The organism is Phaeobacter sp. HF9A (genome assembly GCF_011806385.1).
Classification (GTDB): domain Bacteria; phylum Pseudomonadota; class Alphaproteobacteria; order Rhodobacterales; family Rhodobacteraceae; genus Epibacterium.
Map to the genome: position 1 here is coordinate 1 of NZ_JAATOX010000259.1, position 568 is coordinate 568.

General features: G+C 61.6%; 1 pseudogene. It reads right to left on the reverse strand.

Annotation, left to right across the window (positions count from 1 at the left end):
* Window positions 1–64 precede the first annotated feature (64 nt).
* A pseudogene (locus HCZ87_RS20780) lies at window positions 65–568 on the reverse strand (DSD1 family PLP-dependent enzyme); the annotation flags it as partial.

Genomic DNA, 568 nt, shown 5'->3' on the forward strand with positions numbered 1-568 from the left:
AATCCAGCCCGCGCGCGGAAACAGGCCAGAGGGTTTCGACCTTGCCACCCCGCACACCTCCTTACCAATCATGCACATTCGCGGTGGGGTCGCAGTGGCCGGGCACCAGGCGCAGCTTGTCGTTGACCTTCAGCGCGCCGGTCGGGTCCATCACCACGCCGTGCTCGTCAGAGCATTTGACATACTCGACATCGCTGCGGCCAAAGACCACCGGCAGGCCGCTGTCCACCGATTGCGCCTTCAGCCCGGCGTCAACGATGGCCTTGTCGGCCTTGGCGTGGGACATGACCGAGGTCAGGATAAAGAAGGCGTTTTCCCATTCGCCCTGGTCGATACGCTGGCCGTCCTTGTCGAGGATGCGACCGTAATCCGCATCCATAAAGGCGTAGGAGCCGCATTGCAGCTCGTTATAGACGCCGGAATTGGACTCGAAATAATAAGACCCGGTGCCACCGCCAGAGACCAGCTCGCAGGTGATCCCCTCGGAGTTCAGCCCCTCCACAGCGTCTTTGACCTGGGCGATGGCGATGTCCAGCTTGGCCTTGCGGTCCTCGTAGCTGTCCAGATG